This window comes from Ornithinibacter sp., from assembly GCF_035443565.1.
GTDB lineage: Bacteria > Actinomycetota > Actinomycetes > Actinomycetales > Dermatophilaceae > Fodinibacter.
Window position 1 is genome coordinate 18,730 of record NZ_DAORSO010000027.1, and the last position, 7,002, is coordinate 25,731.

6 protein-coding genes are annotated in these 7,002 nt (G+C 71.2%); 3 read left to right on the forward strand and 3 right to left on the reverse strand.

All coding sequences use genetic code 11. From position 1 onward, the window contains the following. Positions 1-13: 13 nt before the first annotated feature. The 3 genes from PLL68_RS05095 to PLL68_RS05105 all read right to left on the reverse strand — a co-directional run bounded on the left by PLL68_RS05095 (position 14) and on the right by PLL68_RS05105 (position 3,659). The gene (locus PLL68_RS05095; RefSeq protein WP_324532262.1) at positions 14-553 is read right to left on the reverse strand and encodes a hypothetical protein; all 540 of its coding nucleotides are present in this window, start codon (positions 551-553) and stop codon (positions 14-16) included. A 44-nt stretch (positions 554-597) separates the two neighbouring features. Then, the gene (locus tag PLL68_RS05100; protein ID WP_324532264.1) at positions 598-2,073 is read right to left on the reverse strand and encodes a hypothetical protein; all 1,476 of its coding nucleotides are present in this window, start codon (positions 2,071-2,073) and stop codon (positions 598-600) included. A 101-nt stretch (positions 2,074-2,174) separates the two neighbouring features. Next, the gene (locus PLL68_RS05105) at positions 2,175-3,659 is read right to left on the reverse strand and encodes a CCA tRNA nucleotidyltransferase (protein WP_486657895.1); all 1,485 of its coding nucleotides are present in this window, start codon (positions 3,657-3,659) and stop codon (positions 2,175-2,177) included. A 64-nt stretch (positions 3,660-3,723) separates the two neighbouring features. Here PLL68_RS05105 and PLL68_RS05110 point away from each other — a divergent pair, with 64 nt between their 5' ends. The 3 genes from PLL68_RS05110 to PLL68_RS05120 form a co-directional block, all read left to right on the forward strand. Next, on the forward strand, positions 3,724-4,221 hold the full coding sequence (locus PLL68_RS05110; protein ID WP_159902213.1) for an NUDIX hydrolase: 498 nt from the start codon (positions 3,724-3,726) through the stop codon (positions 4,219-4,221). 31 nt (positions 4,222-4,252) lie between these two features. After that, positions 4,253-5,893, forward strand: coding sequence for a murein biosynthesis integral membrane protein MurJ (murJ, locus tag PLL68_RS05115; RefSeq protein ID WP_324532269.1), 1,641 nt, complete (start codon positions 4,253-4,255; stop codon positions 5,891-5,893). 92 nt (positions 5,894-5,985) lie between these two features. Next, the coding region (locus PLL68_RS05120) for a protein kinase domain-containing protein (protein WP_502910672.1) at positions 5,986-7,002 on the forward strand (1,017 nt) is incomplete at its 3' end.

Below are 7,002 nucleotides of genomic sequence, written 5' to 3' on the forward strand. Positions count from 1 at the left end.
GCTGGCGGTCGGGTCACGAGGTGCGCCGGTTGAAGGTCATCGTGTCGACGACGTGCTCGATGACCGCGTCGTCGAGCCGCTCGCCGGTGATGGTCACGACGGCCGTCCCCGGGTTGGGCCACTGGCCGGCGATGAGCCACACCCCCTTCATCGGGGTGCCGTCGACCTCGTAGGTGAAGTCACTGCGCAGCGCGCTGTCGGCACCCTCGACCTCGATCGCGGTGGCTCCCCCACCGTCGTACGCGTCCAGCTCGACCATGGCGGGCAGGTCGAGCCTGGACAGGGCGAAGGATGCCGTCTCGTCGTCACTGAACGACCCGGCGACCTGCATCTCCATGCCGTCGCCGACGAAGCGGTGGGTCCACGTCTCCCCGGACGGCGGCTCGGACGCCCAGTCGCTGGGGTGCTGGACGGTGATGCGCTCGTCGGTGACCGAGGTCCAGCCTGCCGGGGCATCACCGGAGGACGACTCGCTGCCACCGGAGCAGCCGGCGCCCGCAGCGACGGTGAGCGCCAGGGTCGCGGCCAGCACGGTTCGTCGCAGGAGGGGCACGGCAGGACCTTTCGTCGCGGTTGGGGTGGGTCGAGGGCTGCCGATCATGACACGCACTCGGTGTAGTCGAGGATCGGCCTCGTCCCGTCAGGGCGGGGCGCTCCCAGGTAGGTGGCCTCGGATGCCGTGGTCTCGGAGTTCTCGGCGGAGAAGTCGACACCGAACGCCAGGCCGAACTTGACGTTGAGGGCGAACCCGGCGACGTCGGTGACCTTGTCGTAGGCGATCGTGCTGCTCGTCGCGTTGTTGTGCAGGAGCATGGCGAAGGCGTTGTCGGGGTCCGCGGTGGACGGGTCGACCATGTTCAAGGAGATGAGTCCAGGCCACTCGAAGTCACCGTTCCCGCCCATCCAGTCCCGCACCGTCTGCTGGCTGGCAGCGTCGTCGGGGTCGATCGCCAGGGTGGTCTCGGTGACGACGACGTCGCCTTGCGTGGTGCCGCCGCTCACCGAGCCCCCGCCGCCGGTCTGGTTCTGGCCCTGGCCCTGGGTGACCCCGCCGTCGACGTTGCCCCCGGGGCCGCCGGTGACCTCACTGGTCGAGACGATCTGGATCTCGATGATGTTGCCCTCGCCGTCCTTCTTGACCGCATAGGACATCCCCACCATCGACCCGAACCCACCCGTTGCCAGCGCCACCTGGCCGGTCACCTCGGAGTTCAGCGAGAGGTCGGTGACGTACGTGCGGGTGTCGTCGCTGGGGTCGTCAGGGGTGCCGCCCGTGTCGGTGGTCGTCGTCCAGTGGGCACTCCCCGACAACGTGCTCGCGATACCCTGCTCGGTCAGACTGGCCTGGGTCAGCGGGGCGGTGCCGGTGGTCCGGCTGATGCCCAACGCCGCGTTGACGTCGACGTTCAGCGCGACCCCGGAGAACTTCGTGGTCGGAACCGGCGGCGGCTGGGCTCCTGTCGTGGGCCGTGGCATGCACACGCCCATGCCGCAGACGGGGTGGGTCATGGCCCACTGGTCGTACAGGTAGTCGTCGAGCTGTTCCCGGAAGCTCTCGGCCTGCGCCATGTCCTCGAAGTGCCACGTGCTGCCGTAGTCGAACTCGACGTTCGCGCCGAAGTCGACCTTGGCCCCGGCCTCGAGCTCTCCCCAGGCCGCGTCGGCCCCGAACCCGCCGGTGGCCCCGATCTCCGCCCCGTTGGTCGCCATCATCGTCACGCTGCCGTCGCTGTACTCGGTGACGACGAAGCCGGCGTTCTCCCCGATCTCGATGAAGCCGATCTTGATGACCGAGCTGTACTCGTCACCACTCTCGTGCATCAGGCACTTCTCCGGCTCGAACGTCTCCTCCTCCGGGGGCTCCTCGGCGCTCTCGCCGCCGCCGCCGCACGACGCCTCGAGCTGGAACACGTTCGCCACGGCCCGACAGACGTGTCCGCGAACGTCCGCCCCGGCGGAGGAGACGGAGAAGGCGATGAGGCCCACCACGAGGGCCGCGATGGCGATGACGGCGCCGTACTCGAGGCCGACCGCTCCCCGCTCGCGCCGACGCCGCGACTGCGCTGCCTGCATCGTTTCCCCCAACCGAGACCTCACTGACGCCTGCGACGCTACGTCGCCCCCCGGCATCCGTGATGGGTCCGTGGGCCCTGATCAGGGCCCAAGAAAGCGGGTCAGCCCCCGGCGGCCTCGGGCTGCTCGGCCCACCAGGCGCGCAACCGCTCCGTCACGGCCTCGGGCCCGATCACGCCCTCGTCGAGGCGCACCGAGAGCAGGTACTTGTAGGCCCGCCCGAGAACGGGCCCCGGGGGGATGCCGAGCACCGCGGCGATCTCGTTGCCGTCGAGCTCGGGGCGCACGGCCTTGAGCTCCTCGTGCTCCAGGAGTCGCTCGATGCGCAGCTCGAGGTCGTCGTAGGTGGCGGCCAGGCGGCGCGCCTTGCGCACGTTGCGAGTGGTGCAGTCGGCGCGCGTGAGCCGGTGCAGGCGCGGCAGGAGCGGCCCGGCATCCGTGACATAGCGGCGCACGGCCGAGTCGGTCCACTGACCGTCGCCGTACCCGTGGAAACGCAGGTGCAGCTCGACGAGGCGGGCCACCGCCTTGGTGGTCTCCTTGTCGAAGCGCAGCGCGCGCATCCGGCGGGCCACGAGCTTGGCGCCGACGACCTCGTGGTGGTGGAAGGAGACCCCCCCGCCGCTCTCGAAGCGCCGGGTCGCCGGCTTGCCGATGTCGTGGAGCAGGGCCGCGAGGCGCAGCACGAGGTCGGGGCCGGGCACCGACTCCGGCGGGCCGTCGGCCGGCCCCTCGAGGTCGATCGCCTGCTCGAGGACGATCATCGAGTGGTCGTAGACGTCCTTGTGCCGGTGGTGCTCGTCGACCTCGAGGCGCAGCGCGGGCAGCTCGGGCAGCACCAGCGCGGCGAGCCCGCTCTCGGTGAGCAGCTCGAGGCCGGCGCGCGGATGCCGGGCGAGGACCAGCTTCACGAGCTCGTCGCGCACCCGCTCGGCGGACACGATCTCGATGGACGGCGCGAGCTCACGCATCGCGGCGAACACCTCAGGGGTCGGCACGAACGCGAGCTGGGCGACGAAGCGTGCGGCACGCATCATCCGCAGCGGGTCGTCACCGAAGGACACCTCGGGGGCGGAGGGCGTGCGCAGCACCTGGTCCTCGAGGTCGGCGAGCCCGCCGTGCGGGTCGACGAAGGTGAGGTCGGGCAGCCGCAGCGCCATGGCGTTGACGGTGAAGTCACGCCGGACGAGGTCGTCCTCGAGGGAGTCGCCGAACGCGACGATCGGCTTGCGGGTCTGGCCGTCGTAGGCGTCGGCCCGGTAGGTCGTCACCTCGACGACCATGTCGGCGCGGCGGGCGCCGATCGTGCCGAACTCGCGCCCCATGTCCCACGTCGCGGTGCCCCACGCGGCGAGCAGCGCCTCGGTCTCGTCCGGTCGTGCCGAGGTCGTGAAGTCGAAGTCGCTCACCGACCGCCCGAGGAGCGCGTCGCGCACGGGCCCGCCGACGAGCGCGAGGTCGTGACCGGCATCCGCGAACCGGGTGCCGAGGTCGGTCAGCGCCGGGATGGACGGCGCGAGGTGCGCCACCGCCCGACGAAGGAGCGCGGCGGAGGGCTGACGGGTGGGCACGAGCACCAAGGGTATGCGGCCCGCGCCGATGGGGGCGGGGTACCCCGCCCCGGGTGACCCCACTGGCTACAGTGACCGGATGAGCCACGCCGCCGCCGACCACCCCGGGATGTCCGCTCGTCGGCTCCCGGCGGTCGAGGAGCGCAGCGCGGGGGGCGTCGTCGTCGACGTGCACGAGGGTGAGGCCAGGATCGCCGTCATCGCCCGACGCAACCGCGCGGGCCGCATCGAGTGGTGCCTGCCGAAGGGGCACATCGAGGGCGACGAGACCCTGCCCCAGACGGCGGCCCGCGAGGTGGCCGAGGAGACGGGCATCGAGGGCAAGGTGCTCATCGAGCTCGGCACCATCGACTACTGGTTCGCTGCCGGGGAGCGCCGCATCCACAAGTACGTGCACCACTACCTGCTCGAGGCGACGGGTGGGCACCTGACCATCGAGAACGACCCCGACCACGAGGCGATCGACGTCGCCTGGCTGCCCCTGCGGGACGCCCACCGCCACCTGACCTTCCCCAACGAGCGGCGGATCGCCCGACTCGCCTGGCAGCGACTGTCCGGCGACGCGGCATCCTGCTGAGCCCGCTCCCCCGACGAGAGCCCCGACACCAATGACGTCCCAACCATCACCGAGCCTCGGCCGTTCCGGGGCGATCATGGCGTCCGGGTCACTGGTGAGCCGGGCCGTCGGGCTCGTGCGGGCAGCGCTGCTCACCGGCGTCGTCGGCGCCACGGGGTATGCCGCTGACGGGTTCAATGTCGCCAACACGCTGCCCAACCAGTTCTACCTGCTCCTCGCGGGGGGCGCGCTCAACGCGATCCTCGTGCCCCAGATCGTGCGGGCCAAGATGCGCCCCGACGGCGACGAGTTCGTCAACCGGATCATCACGCTGACCCTGGCGGTGCTCGCCGTGGCCACCGTGACGCTGATGCTCGCAGCCCCCCTCCTCGTACGGGTGTACGCGAAGTTCGACGACCCCGCTGCCCTGCGCCTGACCACGATCTTCGCCGTCATCTGCCTGCCGCAGCTCTTCTTCTATGGTCTGTTCACCATCCTCGGGCAGGTGCTCAACGCCAACGGGCGCTTCGCCGGCTTCATGTGGGCCCCGGCCCTGGCCAACGTCGTGGCCGTGGCCGGTCTCGTGTGGTTCATGCAGGCCGGCTACCCGTCGGGGGCGTCCCCGGCGGACTGGACCCCGGCGATGATCGGCATCCTCGCCGGAACGGCAACGCTGTCGATCGCCATCCAGGCGCTGGCCCTGGTCATCCCGCTGCGCCGGATCGGCTTCCGGTACCGACCCGTCTGGGGGGTGCGGGGTCACGGGCTGGGCGAGGTGAGCCAGGTCGCGAAGTGGACCTTCGGATCACTCGTCGTCAGCCAGCTGGGGTACGTCGTGACCTCACGGGTCCTCACCGGGGCCACCGAACGGGGAAAGGTGCTCGGTGAGAGCGTCTCGGGTCTGGCGGCGTACCAGAACGCCTTCCTCATCGTCATGCTGCCGCACGGCCTCATCACGGTCTCGCTCGTCACGGCGCTCTACACGAGCCTGTCGGAGGCAGCCAGTCGTGACGACACCCGCCAGGTGCGCCGCTACCACGACCAGGGGCTGCGCCTGCCCGCCGTGATCATCGTGCCGGGGTGCGTCTTCCTGGCGGTCCTGGCCCCCTACATCACCTCGACGTTCTTCTTCAGCAACAGCCTCGACCAGACTCGGGCCATCGCGGTCGTCCTCTCGGTCATCGCCTGGATGGCGATCCCGATGAGCTGGACCTACCTCAACGACCGGGTCTTCTACGCCCACGAGATGACGTGGATGTCGTTCCGCCTGCAGTGCGTCACGACCGGCGTCGCCACGATCGGTGCCGTGGTGGCCCTCCAGGTCGAGCCTGCGAGAACCGCCATGGTGCTCGGCGCCGGTCAGGTGCTGGCGTTCGTCGTGTCCGCCGCCGTGGGCTTCTGGGTGCTGCGGCGCATGATCGGCAACCTCGGTCTGCGCTCCACGGCCCGCACCTACGTCCTGTTGCTGCTCCCCGCGATCGTGACCGCCGTGGGGCTGTTGCTGGCGATCGGGCGGCTCTTCCCCGACCTCGGCGAGACGCGCGGTGCGTCCGGGCTGCTGGCCGGCGGGCTCGTGCTGGGCGCGGCCGGGGCCATCCAGCTGGGCGTCACGTGGGGGGTGGCCAGTCTGCTCGGTGTGCGCGAGATCTCGACGGCACTCCAGCCCGTCACACGTCGGCTCCGACGTCGCTGACCCCCGCGTGCCTAGGATGGCAGGAGGTCACCCGTCGGCAGATCCGGCGTGAGGTGTGAAGCACGTCGAGGTCACGAGCGAGAGGAGCAGCGGTGAGGGGTGTTGGACCCGGCACCGTCCTGGGCGGTCGCTACACCGTTCACCAGCGGCTGGAGGAGCGTCACGGCACCGAGCGGTGGTCAGCCGATGACACGACCCTCGGGCGACGCGTCTCGGTCCTGTGCATCGGCAACGACGACCACCGCACCGCCGCCCTGCTCGACGCCGCTCGCCGCGCCGGGTCGCTCAGCCATCCCGTCTTCGTGCGGATCCTCGACGTCGGGCACGACGACGACGTCGCCTACGTCGTGGAGGAGGACCTCGAGGACGCCAGCGACCTCGCCCAGCTGGTCGACGAGGGCGGGGTGCCCGGTGATGAGGTGCGCCGCATCACCGGTGAGGTCGCGGCGGCGCTGGAGTCCGCCCGCCACCGCGGCATGCACCACCTCGACCTCAAGCCCGAGGACGTCCTGCGCACCCCGGACGGCGACATTCGACTGCGGGGCCTGGAGACCGCCGCCGTCCGGATCGGTGAGGAGAGCACGGATGCCGAGGATGCCGGTCGGCGCGACGCCGTCGGTGTCGTCGCCCTCGCGTACGCCGGGCTCACCGGCCTCTGGCCCCTCGGCGCCGGGAGCTCGGGTCTGGCGGCAGCGCCGCGAGCGCCCGGTGGCGTCGCGGCCCCCTCGGAGGTCGCTGCCGGCGTGCCGCGCGACCTCGATGCCCTCTGCCGGCTGACGCTCAACGAGGACCAGGGCCCCACCAACCCCGGCGACTACGCACGACAGGTGGCTCCGTGGCCCTCCCGGCAGGTCGTGGGCCGGCCAGTGGCCCGAATGGCAGCCGCCCCGGCAGCGGCAGCTGCTGTCGCCGCTGCCCATCTCGGCGCGGCAGAGGCCTCGGCCCCTGAGCAGGTCACCGAGGCCGAGCCGGTCACGCAGGCCGAGTCGGTCACGCAGGCCGAGTCGGTCACGCAGATCATGCCGACCATCGACCCCGAAACACCCGTGGACGTCGTGGAGTCCGTCGATGCCGAGGCGCCGGTGGACCACACGGTGGCCCTACCCGTG

What these genes read in the sequence shown, in the direction of transcription:
- PLL68_RS05100 (WP_324532264.1), bottom strand. Translation starts at nt 2,073, where the DNA reads ATGCAGGCAGCGCAGTCGCGGCGTCGGCGCGAGCGGGGAGCGGTCGGC.
- PLL68_RS05110 (WP_159902213.1), top strand. Translation starts at nt 3,724, where the DNA reads ATGAGCCACGCCGCCGCCGACCACCCCGGGATGTCCGCTCGTCGGCTC.
- murJ (WP_324532269.1), top strand. Translation starts at nt 4,253, where the DNA reads ATGACGTCCCAACCATCACCGAGCCTCGGCCGTTCCGGGGCGATCATG.